The following is an 18,346-nucleotide window of genomic DNA, read 5'->3' as shown; positions in this document are numbered from 1 at the left end:
GAGCGGCCGCTCGCCCCTACAGCGTAGCAAACATTTAAGGATTTGATATGACTTAGATTTTTGAGTTTCTGTTAGGAAAAACTGTCGCGATCGCGGATGCTGCAAGAATTCTAGAATTCAGTCAAGACAAGTGTTTTCCCAGTTTGACAGAAGAGTGAATTGATTAGGTAGAGGTCATACTATGACCTCTACCTAATCAATTCACTTGTTGAAGAACTCAGCCACGGCATCGGTTGACGCTTTTACAGCGTCTGGCTTGTAGTAGAAATCAACATGACCAAACTCATCGAAAGTCAGGACTTCATGCTCATTGGTTAGCTTCTCGACAAACTGAGTTGAGCAAATAGCTGTCCAGGCCGACTTGCTATATATAACCAGAGAAGGCTGAACAATCTTGTCTGCATAGGCTGCGCCTATAGAGAAGAGAGACTGCATGCCCTGATCGCCGATATGCATGTTGGTAAAAGTTTTAACCGCCTTCGGTCCTCTAAACCCATCTCTTCCATAGTAGTCATAGGTTTCAGCAGCCATTGGATTAACATTTAACTCAATATACTCTTCTCTTGATTGATCATCTGTAAGTCCAATAGGGGCAACATAGTCCGGTTCTCCTGTTTCATACATCTTTTGCATCGAAGCATTTGAGGCGGCAATTTGTTGATTTACCATTTCTTTGTTAGCCCATTGGAATTCATCCGCTGCCATCATGCCTGAAACCATAGCAATCTTCTTAATTCTATGATCTGTCACTGCTGCTGATGCGATAATTGAGCCACCTTGACACACACCCAGACCGTAGATTTCATCGACGAATGGAAGCGTTCCCAAGTATGAAACGGCATCCCAGGTATTTTCAATCAGCCTGAACATGTACCTTGATTGTTTGAACTCCCCTGGGAGTGCTGGAGAATCTCCCATCCCCAAGTAATCGAACCCCAAGAAGACGAATCCTTTTTTGGCCATTTCCGGTCCGTAAGTTGCCGGAATTTGATCTTTGACCTGTGGGAACGGGCTGGCGCTCACAATTGCCTTATACTTCTTGTTTTCATCAAAACCTTCGGGAAGGTAAAGATTGCCAACCAAATCCATTCCAAAGGATTTGAAAGTTACTTTGTTGTCGCCAGCAGTGAGAGTTTGGTTTGTCATTTTCTTTGTCCTTTCGGGTTGTTTGGCATTGAAAGCGTAATTTTTAACTATGCAGCTACTGTCAAGGCTGAGAGTACAGGTTCTTGCCATTTTTTATCCCATGTTCAGGTGGCAAAAGTAAAATTTTGTGTTTACATTATTCATACTAGGACATAAATTCAAAAATGTAAAGAGTAAATTTTACTTTTTGGGCAGAGCAACAGGTCAACCCACATGAAACTCACTGAAAAGAAACGAAAAAACATTATCGAGGCAGCCATTGAGGAGTTCCGGGAACAAGGGTTTCTCGGGGCAAACACCACTCGAATCGCCAAGCGTGCGGGTGTTTCGAGTCGTACGCTCTACAATCACTTTGAAAGCAAGGAAGAGCTGTTCGAGGCAATTTCTCAGATCATGATCGAGCGAAACACTGCCATGGAGCCAGTCGCCTACGATCCTGACCAACCGTTGGATATGCAGCTTGTCGATGCTTTGGAGCGCTATGTTGCCGCGATCGCCGAGCCTGAGACCATGGGGCTAAACAGGATGGTGATTTCTGAGCTTCTGCGCGATCTGGAAAGGTCGCGAGCATTCTTTGCAGAAATGATGACGCATGACTATCCCATCACCGAGCTCATCAAAGATGCCATGGAGGCTGGTGCGTTGCGTCATGCCGATCCTGAATATGCCACCAGCCAATTGTTGGGATTGGTAAAGAACTTCTTCTTCTGGCCGGAATTCCTCCTGGGTGAGAAACTGACACGAGAAGGGGTAATGCAAGACTGCGTTGCGATGTTTCTGTCTCACTACAAGACTGATCCATAAACTCTTGCATCGTATTTTCTTTTTGAGTGATTGGTAAAATTAAGTATTTACTCAATTTTGCTCTGGTCGTCTTTAGGATTCAATCCTTCTGATGCTGTTCCCCAGGATGGATATCTACCCATGACTGCTAAATAACCCGAAGGAATACCCCAAACCATAAAGCCGACAATGGCACGACCTAAATTATCAGTCTGGAAACTGTCAATAACATAGGCAATATAGGCGCAAAAAATGACTGTACCGATAATACGTAAGGTTACTGGATGAGTCTGTGCAAACAGGCAAGCAATGGCGATGACGATACACAGTATGGCCAGACCATAAAATACTGAAGCACCAGCAGGCAATCCACTCGGATCGAGGGCAGTCATGAAGAATCCCACTGCTGAGATTAATGAAACGATTGCGATCGCAATTCTAGATCCCTTGCTCATCTTGACTCTTTTTAGAATTTAGTGGATCGAATTCGGGGTAGTATAGACCTTTATTTTATCATAATGATGATGTAGTTCATCAAAATCTTAAGGATGATCGTAAAAATCTCCTGAAAAATGTTTTTCATATTGGTTAAGTGTTTGTTGGCGTACTCGATTATATTTGAGCTTAACCTCAGCCACTTTTTCCCGATCGACTTCTGTATACACCCGACCATTTTTTAGGATGGGTTGATAGGCTCCAACTTCATAACACTCTAAAATTGAGAATAACATAGCCTTGAGACTGTCATAAACAATACCATCATCGTGATAAACAAACCAAATTTGCCCACTTTCTTGTTTGGTCTTCTCTACTTGTATACAGTACCACTCTCCCTCAAAAGTAAAGAGTGGAAGTAAATCCTTTTGAATAAAGCCATCGTCCTGAAAGTCTTTCCATGTCTCTAAGGCCTCATCAAGGGTTAAAAAAGTGTGATAATGAAATAATTGACAGTCATAATCATCAAGATCGAATCCATCGTGCCACTGATAGAGTTCTTCAACTTCTTGAGGAAGGGAGAACGGAAAATTAAAATGGCACACTTTTGCTTGAATTTCTTGTCTTGAAAGTCCCGGTCTTAACTTGGCTCTTACTCGATCATCGATAGAAGTATAATTGAGGATTTTTTCCAAAATTTCAACTAAACTCAAATTACGATTCGCACTCATATTATCATCATCAAGAAAGAATATAAAGACACCTCTATTAATTTCTGTTTCCGAATTGGAATACATAGAGGTGAGCGTAAACTGTTAAATCCTAGATAGAGGAATAGAATCGAATTAACTAACTCGTTGACCCTTACTATCGATGATGAGTTCTCCATCTTCTTTAGCAAAGGGACCGGGGGGCCATTTTTCCAGAAGCTCGAGGACAACTTCGCTAGGACGACAGAGTTTAACCCCTTTTTCAGTACAGACAATGGGACGATTCACCAGAATTGGGTACTCTAGCATAGCATTGAGAATCTCTTCATCGGTTACATTGGGTGCTAAAAGACCGAGTTCGTCTGCTGGAGATTTAGTTTTGCGTAAAGCGGTCGATGGGGTTAAGTTAGCAGCAGCAAATAAAGCTAACAACTGAGGTCTTGTCCAGCCTTCTTTCAAATATTCGATGATGATGGGTTGATAGCCAGCCGTTTCAATCGCTTTGAGAACATTGCGGGACGTGCCACAGTCTGGGTTATGATGTATGACAATCATGGTTTTTTATTAGTTTTGAATTATTTATATCATTTTTAATTAATCTGTCACCCCGACTCAACTCGCCACTATTTTGTATCCTAAACTACAAAAAAATCAAAAAAAAGCGTGTAATATCTCGTGATCAAATAATATAACCTGTCAAACCCTTGGCACAATTATTGTCGCTCCCCCATTTTCCGGCTCGCACCCTAAAACTAGACAGTGGCTTAACCCTGATCCATCAGCAAATGTCAGCCACCCCCGCAGTGGTTGCGGATGTGTGGGTAAAAGCAGGGGCAATGCAAGAACCAGAAGACGCACCCGGACTCGCCCACTTCCTAGAACATATGGTGTTCAAAGGAACATCTCGCATTGGGCCGGGGATATTTGACCAAGTCATCGAAAATCGAGGTGGTGTCAGTAATGCGGCCACCAGCTATGATTATGCTCATTTCTACATTAATACTGCTGTTCATCATCTGGCTGATACCCTACCCTATTTAGCCCAAATTTTACTCCATCCGGCGATTCCGGAAGAGGAATTTTTGCAAGAACGAGAAGTAGTAATGTCAGAAATAAGACAAGTTCAGGACGATCCAGACTGGCTAGGGTTTTCTTCTTTGCTGGAAAATTTATATCCCGATCATCCTTATGGACGCTCTGTACTGGGAACGCAAGCACAAGTCTTAACCCATACTCCGCAACAAATGCAGGTATTTCATCAGCAGTGTTACCAACCGGAGAATATGACCGTGGTGTTAGTCGGAGATATTACGGAAACGGAAGCGATTCATTTAGTCAGTAAAAGTTTTGTGGGGTTTAAAAAAGAAAGGAGCAGTGAGAAAAAAGGAAGATCCCCCAAGCAATGGGTTCCATTATCGCCGCACCACCTCACCCCAGACCATAGCTACAAACCCCGAAAAGCACCTTCGATTTTTCCTCTAGAAACCATTCGTAGAAAGGAATTCAAGTACCCTCGCTTAGAAGAAGCCAGATTAATGATGGCATGGCTAGGGCCAGGAGTCGATCGCCTCAGTGACGCTTATGCTCTGGATTTAATTTCCGTACTTTTAGCCAGTGGACGGACTTCCCGTCTCGTGAGAGAATTACAACAAGAACAGGGTTTAGCTTATGGGGTTGGCAGTGACTTTTCTCTGCAACAGGATTCTAGCCTGTTTACAATTACAGCTTGGCTAGAGCCGAAATATCTGAACGATGTAGAATTGTTGATTCGCGATCGCCTGGATACCCTCCGCACAACCCCCATCTTGGAGACTGAATTGCGATCGTGCCAGCGTCAACTGTGTAATGATTATGCCTTCTCTACGGAAACCCCTAGTCAATTGGCAGGATTATATGGATATTACAATACCGTCGCTCAAGCCAGGCAAGCGGTGAGTTATCCCCATCGAGTGCGCTCTCTCACTCCCGAAGAAATCCAGCGTGTAGCTGGAGAATATTTACACCCCGATCGCTATGTTGTCACCCAGTTGAAACCGTTGTGGTGACGGTGTGGGGAGATGGGGGGATAGGGGAACTCGGAGATCGCCCATTACCCATGATTTTTAATTTTTAATTGACATGACAGTTAGTCTTCTCTCTTCACTTCAATCGAATCGAGCCTCTCGCTTGCAACTGAGCAATGGTATTGTGCTGTTAGTGGTAGAAAATGCGATCGCCGATATTGTTTCGAGTCGTTGGTTTTTGCGCTCTGGATGCAGTTGCGATCCTCCGGAAAAAGCAGGTATCGCTAACTTAGTCGCCTCCTTGCTCACCAAAGGAACCCCGGACTTTTCTTGGTCAGATATTGCCGAACAAATTGAGTCGGTGGGAGCAAGCTGTGGTGCAGATGCAGCCGCAGATTATTTTCTCATGAGTCTGAAAACCGTTTCTGGGGATTTTGTGCCTTTATTTAAGTTAGTCGCCCAGTTGATGCGATCGCCCACTTTTCCCCTAGAGCAAATACAATTAGAAAAGCGCCTAGTTTTACAAAGTATTCGCCAATCCCAAGAACAACCGTTTTCCTTAGCGTTCAAAGGCTTGCGCGAAGCCATGTATGGGGATCATCCCTACGGAAAATCGACTCTGGGAACCCTAGAAAGTGTTGAGCGCATTACCCAGAACGATTTACAAGCCTTCCATAAAGCCCATTTTCGTCCCGATAACTTAGTCATTAGCATCTGTGGACGGATTAATGTATCAGAAGCTGTTTCCTTAGTTGAGGATATCTTAGGCGATTGGGAAGCACCAGAAAAACCCATCCCTCAAGCGCCTTTTCCACCCTTCAATCTCGATCGGATGTCTGGGATATCTCCTGTCATTCAACCCCAAGACACCCAACAATCCATTGTCATGGTCGGCTATCCAGGCGCACCGGTCAAGAGTCCAGATTATGCCGTGTTGAAATTGCTCAATACTTATTTAGGTAATGGCTTATCGAGCCGCTTGTTTGTGGAATTGCGGGAAAAACGGGGATTAGCCTATGATGTTTCCGCCTTTTATCCCACTCGTCAAGATTTGTCCCAGTTTGTCGTATATATGGGGACTGCTCCGAGTAATACGGAAATTGCCATTACTTCCCTACAAGAAGAAGTCGAGCGCTTAAGCGAAACGTCCCTAACCCTAGATGACTTGAGTACGAGTAAAAATAAACTGCTGGGGCAATATGCATTAGGCAAACAAACCAATTCCCAGATTGCCCAAATTTTGGGATGGTATGAAACCATTGGGTTAGGAATTGAATTTGATGACCACTTTCAAGAAACGATTGCTCAAGTGACCCTTGACCAAGCCCAGGCTATTTCTAAAATTTATCTTACTTCTGGCTGTCTGTCGATTGTTGGCCCTGAACAAGTCGTTGGTGAAAACAATATCGTTGATTCGATTAACAGTGAGACATAGTTGTAGGGGCGAAAGTTTTTTCGCCCCTACTTGTGGTAATTAGGGTTTGCACTTATTAGAAATCATACAACTGCCGATATTTCTGCTGAATGTAATCCAAAAATGGGGTGATTTTCAGATCGCTACCTGTGACGTTTTGCATTAATTCTAGTGGAGTATAGACACTGCCAAATTGATAGATATGATCGATTAACCAGTTCTGTAAAGGGGCAAAATCACCTTGGGCAATGTTGTCTTTAAGGTGAGGAAGATCCTGGAGAGCGGCTTGATAAATTTGAGCGCTCATGATGTTTCCCAAAGTGTAGCATTGGAACATGGCTCCTAGCGTCGAGGTATACCAATGAACATCCTGAAGTACACCCAGGCGATCGCTCGGCGGACACACGCCCAGATCGGACTGATAGCGAGCATTCCAAGCATCAGGAAGATCGCGTACTTCTAACGATCCTTCTAATAACTCTAATTCGAGATCAAAACGAATCATCACATGAAGATTATAAGTAACCTCATCCGCATCCGTACGAATGAGAGATCGCTCCACCCGGTTGATCGCTCGATAAAACGTATCTAAGGACACCGGTTTCAGTTCCTCTGGGAACATTTCTTGCAATTGGGGATAAAAATACTGCCAAAATTCTGGCGATCGCCCGACCAAATTTTCCCACAGTCGAGACTGACTTTCATGGACTCCAGCGGATGTCCCTTCTGCTAAAGGTGTCCCTTCTAAAGTTCGATCTAACCCTTGCTCGTAGAAAGCATGGCCCATCTCATGGATCGTACTAAACAAAGCCTCCGTCAGATCATTCTCCCGTACACGAGTCGTAATCCGCACATCGCCGATGGAAAAACTGGTAGTAAACGGATGCAAGCTTTCATCCTGACGACCGCGATAAAAATCATACCCCACCTGCCGCAGGAGATTCAGGGTAAACTGCAATTGTTTTTGGCGATCGAACCCTTGTTGTACACAGGAGACATCGAGTGGAGGACAAGAGGAGATCGCCTCTACCAAAGGGACTAACTCCTTACGCAACTGGGCAAACAACGGCCTCAGCGTTGCCGTCGTCATCCCATAATCAACCTCTTCAATTAATGGATCGGCAATATGATCATAGCCAGAAAAAAAATTCGCATACTGGCGAGTGAAATCTAGGTTTTTTTCTAACTCCGCTTGCACTAGAGCAAAATTATCTTCTTCCTTAGCTTTAGCCCACGCTTCATAACATCGACTGCGATGGGCCGAAAACTGAGCCACAAAATCCCCAGGTACTTGGATCGCTCTTTGATAATTCCGATAAGTGAGGCGAATCAAACTTGCTTCTGGGGAACTATAATCCCAGGTTTTCTCCTGAGTCTGTAAATCCGCTAACAACTTTCCTAAGCTAGGATCGGTCAACTTCTGATGAGCAATTTGGCGCAAGAGGGCCATCTGTCGTCCCCTCGCACCAGCCCCTCCAGAGGGCATATAGGTCGATTGATCCCAATAGAGTACGGAAACAGCCGCATTAATATCGTAGATCTCGGTGACCCGCGTTTTTAGTTCTTCTAATTGAGGAGTTGTAGACTTCAGGGTTGCTATCATTTTTCAAAGAGAATGGGTTGAAGTGATCGGATTAAACTTTATCCAAGCAACACGATAAGATTGTGGCTAAAGTTTTTGTATATTGTCTATAGGAATGATGACACCCTGCAAAAAAATATCCTTTTTCAATTTAGTGGACAGATCCCTCTAGAGGGAATACTGTTTTACACCCTCAAGGAAACAGTACCCAGAGTAATCAGCCATCCAATCCGTCTCGATCGCTGGTTTCCTTTCTATAGCGCTGCGCGCTAGGGAATAGGGAATGGGGAATAGGGAATAGGTTTCAGTATTGAACTGGAGTCCTAACTGACTCTTTCTCTGCTATATCTTCCCACACTAGCCATCCATCAAGGCGATGTCGTTTTCGTGCGATCGAGCCAATTGACATTGCGTAACCAATGCCACACGCCCGTTGGCCGACGAATGGTAATCCCTTTAGCTTCACCCTGTTCATGGGCTACTTCTTCGAGTTCAGCTATTTCAAAGTCGTATCCCTCTTTATTTACGATTTGGATAAATGTCTCTGGGTTAGTCGCTTCTTCCAACGCTTCGCGTAAATCTTGATGTTCCGGCTTTTCATTGTCCATCACCTCGTGCAAAAACCGTATTACTTCCTCTTTAGACATAGAAATTGTCTCCTCCTTAATTTTGTAGACCAGTCGTAACTCTTGAGAATCTTACTGAGAATAATTGTACTGTATTGATTCAGCTCCAAAACTGAAAATTTTCTAACTATTGCCAATCCCGTGGAGATTGATGAGTATCATAACCTCCAGTCCTCATTAACCGATCCAACTCACCCGCATCAGCAGAAATCTTTTGTGCTTCCTCAATCGTAATCCGGCCATCTAAAATCAGTTTATACAGGGATTGATTCATCACACACATGCCCTCCATCTCGCCCGTTTGCATTAATTGGAACGCTTCCTCTTCAGCGCCTTTCAATAAATAATCTTGCATCGCTGGAGTATTCACCAAGATTTCATGGGCGGCTGTTCTTCTTCCATCCGTGGTCGGAAGTAGTAATTGAGCTACAACCCCCACCAGACAATCTGCTACCTGAATGCGAACTGATGGCTGTTCTTCAGCATTATAAAGGTTTAAAAGACGATTGATGGCATTAATCGCATTGCGAGTATGGAGGGTTCCTAACACCAAATGCCCGGTTTGAGCGGCTTGCAAAGCCGTATTTACAGTTACGCGATCGCGCATTTCCCCAATTAAAATTACATCCGGGTCTTCCCGCAAAACCGATCGCAAGGCTTGGTGAAAATCATGGGTATGCAAACCCACTTCCCGTTGACTGAGTAAACACTTATGGGATGGATGCACATACTCAATGGGATCTTCAATGGTGACAATATGCTTATGTTCGCTCTTATTAAGAAAATCAATCATTGCTGCCAATGTAGTTGATTTTCCTGACCCCGTTGGCCCAGTGACTAAAATGAGACCTTGTTGACTACAAATGATATTTTGTAGCACTTCCGGTAAACCCAATTGCTCGATGGTGGGAATCTCCAGACTAATCAACCGTAACACCATCGCTCCCCCAGTTAGGGAATCAAAACAATTGACCCGACAGCGCACCAATCCTTCATAAAATATGGCGGTATCTAATTCCTTATCTTGGGCAAATTGTTGCCGTTGCTCTGGGGTAAGAATATCAGCCAAATACTGTTCAAAGAGTTCTGGCGTAACCGCATTTTGCTCTTTTAACTTTATCATTTTGCCCCGCACTCGAAATCGAGTCACCTGCCCAACCCGAATATGAACATCTGAGGCTTTATTGGCGTGGGCGTGTTTAACAATTTTTTTAATTAAATTTCCGGGTTGAAAGGGTTTTGAGATTTGGGCTGGGTGGCTAGGTGGAGGCAAGGGTTTTTTTGTTAAATTTTGACCTTTATCGGTATCAGAAACAGTCATTTTATGGTTCTCCTCTGTTCGGCTTTAACCATTATCCCTTTTAATATTCTGGCACACAAAGTCGCGAAGGGTTTTCTCTGCTTCCATCTCGTCCTTTTGGGCTTCGGCTAAGAAATTATAGAGATATGCTTTTTTTACCCAAGGAAATAGGGGGCTGCGATCGCACTCTTCATAAACTTCCCCTTGCAGTTGATAAATCCGCCACTCTTTCCCGTTATAGCGCCACAACTCCAACACTCCTAAGCTGGCATAGAACTGATTTTTATCAATATCCGTGTGGGTAATGTCTACTTCGACCACCAAATTGGGGGGAGGATCGACCTCAAAATTGACCGGACGACCAGCCACTTGAGACTGATGTTGAATATAGTAAGCACAATCCGGTTCAGAGCTACGGTCTAGGGATTCACGGTTTATGGTCGTCGATCCCATAGTTTTAATTTTCATCCCCATTTCGTAGATCAAAATCAGAATAAAGCGTTCAATCAGTCGTAGGCAGAATTCATGGTATTCGGAGGGCACTGTAATTTCTAAAACGCCACAATCATAGGTTAAACGTGCCCCTCGACGTTCAGGTAGCGCCTGAAGGATTTGTTGATAGTTTTGCCAGTTCAAACCCGGTAAGGTGACCCGATGTTCCCCGATGAGGTCTTGGGTATATACTTGCCCTACAGTCATGACCATGGCTTTTATCTCCTCATGTCGTTGGAAGGGAATAGGGAAAAATTAGGTTTTTCCTATTCCCTATTCTTCAATCAACAGGGCAATTTTGCCCATCATTGAGCCGTTCTCTAGGAGTTCATGGGCGGCTGCGGCATCTTTGAGGGCAAAAGTAGTTCCCAAATGGATTTTTAGGTCTCCCCGATCAATTAAACGAGCGCACTGCTGGAGAATTTTGGCTTGATCTTGTTGAGCATACACCAGACCTTGCACCATGGGCGTGAGCATTAATTCTAAACTAATGCTCAGATTCCGGTCTCTGGCAATTTTCCAGTTAGTATCAGCGGCGGGAGACAGAATAGTGACGAGATCGCCATAGACGCGAACTGCGGGAAAACTTTGGGCAAAGGTTGCCCCACCCACGGTATCGAAGGCTACGTCAACTCCTTCTCCCGATGTCCAGTTGAGAGTTTCCTGAACAAAGTCGGTTTCTTTATAAAAGATGGCTCGATCTCCACCTAGGCTTTGCACAAAGTCAGCTTTTTCTACGGAGCCGATAGTGGTACAAACCGATGCACCTTGCAATTTAGCGAGCTGCACGGCCACATGACCGACTCCACCCGCACCAGCATGGATGAGGGTGGTTTGGCCCGGTTGCAGGTGAGCGCGATCATAGAGAGCTTCCCAGGCAGTAATTAGCACTAAGGGTGCGGCGGCGGCTTCTGCAAAGCTGAGGGAGGTAGGTTTGTGGGCTACAAACCGTTCATCCACAGTGGCAAATTGGGCGTAGTTTCCCGGATGGCTGCCGAGTCCAGCGTTGCAAAAATAGACTGCATCACCGACCTTAAAGTTTTGCACCCCTGATCCGATCGCCTCTACGACTCCTGCCCCATCGCAACCGAGAATGGCAGGCATTCGATCGGGGTAAAAGGTTCCTCGTTTTCGCAGTTTGGTGTCAATGGGGTTAACTCCAGCCGCTTTCAGGCGCACCAGCAGTTGGCGCTCCCCTTCGAGTTTAGGTTCCGGGACATCCTGGAGTTGTAGTACATCTGGCCTCCCAGGAGCGCTCATTACAATCGCTTTCATAAGTTACGTTGATCAACCTCCAAATGGTTAATGATGGGAGACTAAAACTCCAGGTTCTTTCTGAATCGGTAAAACATGTACACTATCGAGTTGGGCACAATACTCAATATCTTCTATACCATTTAAACTCAGTAGTCGCTTACCATGACTAGCCTGTTGGAGCAGCTCGACTAAGTCTTCTTGCCATTGGCGATAGAGGGCAATGGCAGCAATGACTTCATCGTTCACTTCCGAAACCGCAGAAGACAGGGGAAATTCCGTTAACAGACTATGGGCGATCGCCCCCGCACAAACGGTATCCTCTAAGGAGAATTGCCCTTCCCATCCCGATCCAACAATCCAGATACTCTCTGGTTCGTGGCTGGTAATATAATTGACGACTGATTGACGATTAATTAAGGCTCCAGTAATGACGCTTTTTGCTGCTTCTACCCGCTGTAGAGCGCGAGTTCCATTGGTTGTACTCATAAAAATACGCTTGCCTTTGACCACCTCTGGCGTACAACTTAAGGGAGAATTGCCAAGATCGCATCCTTCAACTTTTGCTCCTCCTCTCTCTCCAAAGCGTAGACGTTGATCTTCTGGCCATTCCGTACTGACATCCATCAGTTTCTGTATATCACTAAACACTTGTACCGCTTCTGCGCCAGAGTCAAGGGCTGTGGCAATAGTCGTCGTAGCCCTAAGAACATCTACAGCGATCGCACATTCGGGTAAATGGTCAGTCGGGGTTAATTCGGGCGTATGGTAAACAAAAAGTTTCACAACCTCACCTGGAGTTTTGAGTAACAGTCAACATCCCATTTTAGGATTGTTTGAACCTTTCCGCATTTAAGCGACAGTTTACCGCATATTCTGTAAGCTGAATGGTGATTCGTGAAAAGCAATTGTAAACTGAGATGAAACCCTTATAGTGCTGGGCGCTAGAAATAGGGCGATATAAAGATGGTGGTCTGTAGGAGTCTGTATGTTCAGTTGGTTCGTTCTACTCTTGTTTGCGTTAGATGGTCTATTATGGGCAGAGTGGATGAATACTCTGGATCGGTTGAGCTGGCTGAGTTTAGGTTGGGGCTTACTGGCGATCGCCGCTGTGGAGTGTGTACGTGATGGTTATCATGCTTTAGCCCATGTTTGGAAGCCCCTCTATCGCTTGCATGTTTGGCATCATCGGGTGTTTCGCCCCGATTTGACTCCCGTTAGCACAGAGATTTATCAAAAAGCCCATTGGTACAATGATGTGCCGGAAAGTCTGGTGATGGTACTCTCTGCCAGTTTAGGGTTGGCTATAGCTGTGTATTTCAACGATCAACTGTGGGGCATAGGGGCGGCCATTCTTTATTCTGCTACGTTTTTATTAACGGCCATCGGTCGAGGATCGGGAGTTCCGGGAATGGAGGAGTGGACAGACTCAACTCACCGTCCAGGGGCATTTGATGCTATTCCTAGCCAGGGAATGGTCAATCGTAGTTATCATTGGCGACATCATTTTGATAATCAGAATGCTTATTTTTGTGGCACGTTTACATTGGTGGATCGGATTATGGGAACGGCTTTATCTTTAAAGGGCAAAACGGTAGCGGTAACGGGTGCTTCTGGATCGTTAGGGCGATCGCTGCTTTATAATCTACACTTACAGGGTGCAAAACCCATCGCTCTCACTTCTGGAGAGGGTGATATTGAGATTACCATTGACTCTGAAGCTGTAGCTATTCCGACCATTTCTTGGCAAGTGGGGAAAGAGGCGGAACTAGAGGCTCACCTGCAAAAGATTGATATTCTGATTCTCAACCATGGCATTAATGTGCATGGCGATCGCACTCCAGAGGCGATCGAACAGTCCTATCAGGTGAATGCTTTTTCCACATGGCGGTTGATGGAGCAATTCCTAAAAACCATTCACACTAACCGAGATATGGCTTGTAAAGAAGTTTGGGTCAATACGTCTGAAGCCGAAGTTTCACCTGCTTTCAGTCCCTTATATGAACTCTCTAAACGCACCATCGGCGATCTAGTTACCCTACGTCGTTTGGATGCCCCTTGTATTGTTCGTAAACTGATTTTAGGGCCGTTTAAGAGTAATCTGAATCCCATTGGAGTGTTATCTGCTGATTGGGTCGCCGAGCAAATTATTCATCAAGCGAAAGCCGATAGTCGCAATATTATTGTGACAATTAACCCGATCACGTTTTTAGCGTTTCCGATTAAAGAATGGTGCAATTCCTTATATTTTCAATTCTTTAGTCAAAAAGCTACCTCTCTCGATCCAGAGACTGAAACCGAACAACAAGGGGTCTAGAAGTGGTTTGATTCTCCTCTGAAAAATGGGGAGACATCAAGATGCCCCATTCCCCATTGCCTATTCCCCATTCCCCATTGCCTATTGCCTATTCCCTCAACTATGATACCCAGATTATCTTTATCTAATCAGCTTTCCCTGCGTGCCGTTTTGATTGTGCCTTTTATTGTGCAAATTTCCGCCGCTGTGGGAATTACTGGGTACCTATCTTGGCGTAATGGACAACAAGCAGTGAATCAGCTCGCCGGTCAGTTACGGGATGAAGTGACAAAACGAACGCAACAACATCTCACCGATTATCTACAAGAACCGCCTCAGATTAATCAGGTCAATCGTCAGGCAGTAGAAGCGGGCAAACTGGATGAGGATAATGTTCAGCAACTACAAGACCATTTTTGGCAACAAATTCAGCTTTTCCCGAGGTTGCGAGAACTCTATATTGGCAAACCCAATGGCGGTTATTTTGCCATTAGTCGAGAGGCGGATCAAAGCTTAATTGTTAAGGAAGTACTGGGAGAAGACGATCAGATCGGGCGCTTCTATGCACTCTCAGAAAACGGCGATCGCCAGAATCTCATTCGCGAAACGGCTCCCTACGATCCTCGCCAAAGACCCTGGTATCAAGCCGCACTCGAATCCAGAACCGGGACGTGGAGTGATATTTATTTGTTTCGTTATGGCGCTCTCGGCATTACCGCCTCTGAGTTATTTTTGAATGCTGATGGCAGTATGGGTGGCGTGATGGCGGTGGATTTGGTTCTCAGTGGCATGAGTGAGTTTTTATCCACTATTGAAGTCAGTCCCTCTGGCAAAATTTTTATTATCGAGCGATCCGGTCTTTTAGTCGCGAGTTCAAGCACTGTTCCGCCTTTTCTCTTAGGTGCAGGGGGCAAAAATCCACAACGATTAATGGCTCGTGAAAGTTCCGATCGCTTAATTCGAGAAACGGCTGAGTTTTTGATGCAGGAGAGACAGTTAGAGAGCATCGAAGAGGTAAAACAATTGAATTTTGGCCAGTCTAGCGATCGCTCCTTTGTGCAAGTTTCGCCCTATCAAGATAATTTGGGCTTAGATTGGTTGATTGTGGTGGTGGTTCCAGAGTCTGATTTTATGGGTCAAATTTATGCCAATACCTGGCGCACGATTCAACTGTGTTCCCTGGCTCTGCTCATTGCGACTGGGTTTGGATGGATGAGTGCCCATTGGATTAGCGAACCCATTATGCAGCTTATCGACGGCTCTCAGAAGTTAGCGAAAGCTGCATTAAGTCGTTGTAATAATGATACCTTAGCCCAGAATGTGGAAGTCAGAGGGGTGCAAGAGGTAAAAATCTTAGCCCACTCTTTTAATCAAATGGCTTCCCAACTTCAAGAGTCTTTTGCTGCCCTGGAAAGAAGTAATCAAGAATTAGAGTTACGGGTAGAAAAGAGAACCGCAGATTTGCGTCGAGAGCGAGAGAAATCAGAAGAATTATTACTGAACATTTTACCAGAGGCGATCGCAGAGAAACTAAAGCAAGAAACTCAGGCGATCGCCGAATACTTTGAATCGGTCACTATCTTATTTTCCGATATCGTCGGCTTTACCACCTTATCGGCTCGCCTAGCTCCCATTGATTTGGTTAATTGCCTGAATGAAATGTTTTCCAGTTTTGACCATTTAGCCGAAAAACATGGATTAGAAAAGATCAAAACCATTGGGGATGCCTATATGATGGTTGGCGGACTGCCTATCCCTCAACCCGATCATGCCGCAGCTATGGCAGCCATGGCATTAGACATGCAGAAAGTAATGCAAGACTTTACCCTAGAAAATGGGGAAGCTCTACAAATTCGCATTGGTATCCACACCGGACCGGTGGTGGCTGGAGTCATTGGAGTCCGCAAGTTTAGTTATGATTTATGGGGCGATACCGTGAATACAGCCTCGCGCATGGAATCTTCAGGAACTGCGGGTAGAATTCATGTCAGTTATCAGGTTTATGAGGTGTTAAAAGACCGTTTTCAGTTTGAAGAACGGGGCATCATTTCGGTAAAGGGCAAAGGAGAAATGAAGACCTATTGGTTGGTTCAGAGTTATAGCGCTTTGCGCTTTGCGCTAGGGAATAGGGAATAGGCTTTCGGTACATAGCTTTGAGGATTCAATACTCTCTCTCATAACGCCAGCAAAGCGCTGTAAGAACCTATTTATCAACCCAAAATATAGTTGCTTCAAAAGGAAAATGATACGATCCTTCTTCTATCCGTCTCCGAAAAAGGAGAGTCAAACCTCGATTCTTTCGTCAGCAATCGCTGGTTATAATGAGGCAAATTCCTCGGAATCTCGGAAAATGACAGAAGAGGAATCATAATTACTCTTTAGCAACTATTAAATTATTAGGAAATTCTCGTAGTAAGCTAACGATGATAGTGGGCTTGGGGGCCGGCCCAAGCTTCAGCGACCGAACGACCAAAGGTCTGAGGCCGATCATCTGTTGCAAGGAGTGTTTTACCCTCTGGATTGACTGCCCACATTGGCCAATTTTCATCTCCGAGAATACCGGCTCTAAATAGCACATGATTGGCATTATTGGCTGACCAACCGAGCAATACAGCATGGCTATAATTCACTTGGGCTGGGGCTACTGTTTTCGTTTGATTGAGATGACGGTTCCAAATAACTGCATAATCCGATACCGTAGAAGAACTAAACACTCCTTCAAACTGCCGCGCCAAGAGGCGATCGCCCAATTCCGACCAAGACACGGGTACTAACATGGTAATCACCCCGGGCAATTGAACTTCTGGGTTCCCATCAAACGGATTATTGGCCAAAGGAGAACTAGCCGTCACCACCTCTAGATTACCGGTTTGCAAATTCTCCAAAAACATCACACTCGTGACTCGACTCGAATGCAGTTGCGATCGGATCTGAAACTGAATCCGACTATAGGCTGCATATTGACCATCTGGAGAGACCAAGGAAGGAGTGCGATAATAGCGAAGTCCTGAACCTTGGGTTGAAGAAACTTCTGCGTGGGTATTCATGACCCAACTCCAGGGGATGGGATAGGGACTATCGAGGGGATCGCTATATTCTGAACTTGGATTCATGGGGTTTGCAGCAGCTTCAGGGGTAGAATTACCAGAGGCCGAATCTGAAATGGTCCCAGCCATTGCAGATTTAGGCAGCAGCAGCAGTAAAAGTGCTAACAGCAGCACGGAGGGTTTAGGTAAGAGCGATTTTAGGCTCCATGGGAATTTAGGCATTGAACTTCAAGCTCGCGAATGGGGGATGTGTGAGAAGCAAAGCCCCAGTGAGGAGTATAAGTCCTTCCTGTCTCTACTAGAGTACAAGGAATTAGGCTTTAAAAGGAAGGGATCTTCAAGAGATTTAAAATTTCTTTGTGTTCTGGCCGCGATCGCCTTCCTTACGGTACGATTTTTGTGGTCTTTCGATCTGAGTCCCTAATAACACATTCAGTTGATTGTGGATAACCTATCTGTGACTGAAGCATCTGATTCTCCCAATCCTACTCCTACTCCCCAGAGAACGGTTGTTACGTTTCTCTTAGTGACGATATTTCGTCTGTTGTTGCTAGGGGTGAGCAGCTCTATTGCCTTTCTAGTGGGTATTATCATTGCTTTCTTTTACCCCGATCCCTATCCACAAATGCCCTTGATTGAACGGGTGTTTGAGCAACCGTTTAATCCCCTCAATGCTCAATGGTGGCAATTTCGTTCCTCAGCCACCTTACTTTCGGTTAGTCCAGAGCAGCGTCAGCAAGCTCTAGAAGATTTAAACCAACTGCAAGAAGACTTAACCACCTTGGAGGAGCGTCTCACCGAGTTGGAACTTCAACTCAATCAACCCTTAGCCCAAAAACCGATTCAGACTCGTCTGAGCTTACTAGAGCAGCAATTATCCGGTCAATCGGGTTACGCTTCCCGCAAGAGTTTCATGGTGACGCTACCGAGTGACTTGCTCTTTGAAGGCGATCGCACTACCCTAAATCCTAAACAATCAGACTTACTCAATAGCATTATCGCTGAATTACGCAATTTCCCCGACTCTACCATTCAAATTAACGCCTATACCGATAATTTAGGAGATGCCCAAGAAAACCTAGAACTCTCCTTACAACAAGCAGAATCCGTCTATGAATATCTCTATATTGGATTAGGAGATGGCTACCATTTTCTCCGAGTTGGTTATGGAGAAACTCAGTTTTTAGTCCCCAATGACTCTGACTCTACACGACAACGCAATCGTCGCGTGGAAATTATCATTGAATAGGGGGAATGA

18 protein-coding genes are annotated in these 18,346 nt (G+C 45.0%); 7 read left to right on the top strand and 11 right to left on the bottom strand.

Annotation, left to right across the window (positions count from 1 at the left end):
• Positions 1-201: 201 nt before the first annotated feature.
• Positions 202-1,146, bottom strand: a complete 945-nt coding sequence (locus tag PN466_RS01610; RefSeq protein ID WP_271936407.1) for an alpha/beta hydrolase — start codon at positions 1,144-1,146, stop codon at positions 202-204.
• A gap of 213 nt (positions 1,147-1,359) precedes the next feature.
• On the opposite strand from PN466_RS01610, the gene PN466_RS01605 reads away from it, so the two are divergent.
• Complete coding sequence (locus PN466_RS01605; protein ID WP_271936406.1) at positions 1,360-1,950, top strand: TetR/AcrR family transcriptional regulator; 591 nt, start codon at positions 1,360-1,362, stop codon at positions 1,948-1,950.
• 47 nt (positions 1,951-1,997) lie between these two features.
• On the opposite strand, the gene PN466_RS01600 is transcribed toward PN466_RS01605, so the two are convergent.
• The 3 genes from PN466_RS01600 to arsC form a co-directional block, all read right to left on the bottom strand.
• Entirely contained in the window at positions 1,998-2,384 is a 387-nt protein-coding gene (locus PN466_RS01600; protein ID WP_271936404.1) for a hypothetical protein, read from the bottom strand.
• An 87-nt stretch (positions 2,385-2,471) separates the two neighbouring features.
• Positions 2,472-3,095, bottom strand: coding sequence for an SMI1/KNR4 family protein (locus tag PN466_RS01595; protein ID WP_271936402.1), 624 nt, complete (start codon positions 3,093-3,095; stop codon positions 2,472-2,474).
• Positions 3,096-3,209: 114 nt separating this feature from the next.
• Complete coding sequence (gene arsC / locus PN466_RS01590) at positions 3,210-3,629, bottom strand: arsenate reductase (glutaredoxin) (RefSeq protein ID WP_271936400.1); 420 nt, start codon at positions 3,627-3,629, stop codon at positions 3,210-3,212.
• A gap of 149 nt (positions 3,630-3,778) precedes the next feature.
• Between arsC and PN466_RS01585 the strand changes: the two genes are divergently transcribed.
• Together PN466_RS01585 and PN466_RS01580 are read left to right on the top strand one after the other, a co-directional pair.
• Positions 3,779-5,119: a M16 family metallopeptidase gene (locus PN466_RS01585; RefSeq protein WP_271936397.1), complete on the top strand. Its 1,341-nt coding sequence runs from the start codon at positions 3,779-3,781 to the stop codon at positions 5,117-5,119.
• A gap of 73 nt (positions 5,120-5,192) precedes the next feature.
• The gene (locus PN466_RS01580; RefSeq protein WP_271936394.1) at positions 5,193-6,512 is read left to right on the top strand and encodes a M16 family metallopeptidase; all 1,320 of its coding nucleotides are present in this window, start codon (positions 5,193-5,195) and stop codon (positions 6,510-6,512) included.
• 55 nt (positions 6,513-6,567) lie between these two features.
• On the opposite strand, the gene PN466_RS01575 is transcribed toward PN466_RS01580, so the two are convergent.
• The 6 genes from PN466_RS01575 to PN466_RS01550 form a co-directional block, all read right to left on the bottom strand.
• Positions 6,568-8,091 (bottom strand): carboxypeptidase M32, encoded by a 1,524-nt coding sequence (locus PN466_RS01575; protein ID WP_390889957.1) that lies wholly within the window; start codon positions 8,089-8,091, stop codon positions 6,568-6,570.
• A 350-nt stretch (positions 8,092-8,441) separates the two neighbouring features.
• Positions 8,442-8,720, bottom strand: coding sequence for a Nif11-like leader peptide family natural product precursor (locus tag PN466_RS01570; protein WP_271936390.1), 279 nt, complete (start codon positions 8,718-8,720; stop codon positions 8,442-8,444).
• 106 nt (positions 8,721-8,826) lie between these two features.
• On the bottom strand, positions 8,827-10,020 hold the full coding sequence (locus tag PN466_RS01565; RefSeq protein ID WP_271936387.1) for a type IV pilus twitching motility protein PilT: 1,194 nt from the start codon (positions 10,018-10,020) through the stop codon (positions 8,827-8,829).
• A gap of 24 nt (positions 10,021-10,044) precedes the next feature.
• On the bottom strand, positions 10,045-10,704 hold the full coding sequence (locus PN466_RS01560; protein ID WP_271936385.1) for a Uma2 family endonuclease: 660 nt from the start codon (positions 10,702-10,704) through the stop codon (positions 10,045-10,047).
• A 60-nt stretch (positions 10,705-10,764) separates the two neighbouring features.
• Positions 10,765-11,766: a zinc-dependent alcohol dehydrogenase family protein gene (locus tag PN466_RS01555; RefSeq protein WP_271936383.1), complete on the bottom strand. Its 1,002-nt coding sequence runs from the start codon at positions 11,764-11,766 to the stop codon at positions 10,765-10,767.
• 27 nt (positions 11,767-11,793) lie between these two features.
• Positions 11,794-12,531: a 2-phosphosulfolactate phosphatase family protein gene (locus PN466_RS01550; protein ID WP_271936381.1), complete on the bottom strand. Its 738-nt coding sequence runs from the start codon at positions 12,529-12,531 to the stop codon at positions 11,794-11,796.
• 280 nt (positions 12,532-12,811) lie between these two features.
• On the opposite strand from PN466_RS01550, the gene PN466_RS01545 reads away from it, so the two are divergent.
• Together PN466_RS01545 and PN466_RS01540 are read left to right on the top strand one after the other, a co-directional pair.
• Entirely contained in the window at positions 12,812-14,062 is a 1,251-nt protein-coding gene (locus PN466_RS01545) for a bifunctional sterol desaturase/short chain dehydrogenase (RefSeq protein ID WP_278002953.1), read from the top strand.
• A gap of 102 nt (positions 14,063-14,164) precedes the next feature.
• Positions 14,165-16,177, top strand: coding sequence for an adenylate/guanylate cyclase domain-containing protein (locus PN466_RS01540; RefSeq protein WP_271936379.1), 2,013 nt, complete (start codon positions 14,165-14,167; stop codon positions 16,175-16,177).
• Between the two features lie 281 nt (positions 16,178-16,458).
• Here the strand turns inward: PN466_RS01540 and PN466_RS01535 are convergent, their stop codons facing one another.
• Positions 16,459-17,217, bottom strand: a complete 759-nt coding sequence (locus PN466_RS01535) for a hypothetical protein (RefSeq protein ID WP_271936376.1) — start codon at positions 17,215-17,217, stop codon at positions 16,459-16,461.
• Here PN466_RS01535 and PN466_RS01530 point away from each other — a divergent pair.
• Both PN466_RS01530 and PN466_RS25835 read left to right on the top strand, forming a co-directional pair.
• Complete coding sequence (locus PN466_RS01530; protein WP_271936374.1) at positions 17,204-17,512, top strand: hypothetical protein; 309 nt, start codon at positions 17,204-17,206, stop codon at positions 17,510-17,512. The genes PN466_RS01535 and PN466_RS01530 overlap by 14 nt on opposite strands.
• Before the next feature lie 33 nt (positions 17,513-17,545).
• Positions 17,546-18,337 (top strand): OmpA family protein, encoded by a 792-nt coding sequence (locus PN466_RS25835; RefSeq protein ID WP_271936372.1) that lies wholly within the window; start codon positions 17,546-17,548, stop codon positions 18,335-18,337.
• The last annotated feature ends 9 nt before the right edge of the window (positions 18,338-18,346 follow it).

It is taken from the genome of Roseofilum reptotaenium CS-1145 (assembly GCF_028330985.1).
Lineage (GTDB): Bacteria > Cyanobacteriota > Cyanobacteriia > Cyanobacteriales > Desertifilaceae > Roseofilum > Roseofilum reptotaenium.
Note: the sequence above shows the minus strand (reverse complement) of the source record. Positions and strands in the feature narration are given on the sequence as shown.